Raw genomic sequence first — 203 nt, 5'->3', positions numbered from 1 at the left:
TTCACGAGCATCAAACTTAAATTGAAGAGTTTGATCATGGCTCAGATTGAACGCTGGCGGCAGGCCTAACACATGCAAGTCGAGCGGTAGCACAGAGAGCTTGCTCTCGGGTGACGAGCGGCGGACGGGTGAGTAATGTCTGGGAAACTGCCTGATGGAGGGGGATAACTACTGGAAACGGTAGCTAATACCGCATAACGTCG

Annotated in this window: 1 rRNA gene; it reads left to right on the top strand. The window is 52.2% G+C overall.

From position 1 onward, the window contains the following. Positions 1-18 precede the first annotated feature (18 nt). Positions 19-203, top strand: a 16S ribosomal RNA gene (locus OTG14_RS23695); the annotation flags it as partial.

Source organism: Enterobacter pseudoroggenkampii, assembly GCF_026420145.1.
In the GTDB taxonomy this organism is placed as follows: Bacteria; Pseudomonadota; Gammaproteobacteria; order Enterobacterales; family Enterobacteriaceae; genus Enterobacter; species Enterobacter pseudoroggenkampii.
Note: the sequence above shows the minus strand (reverse complement) of the source record. Positions and strands in the feature narration are given on the sequence as shown.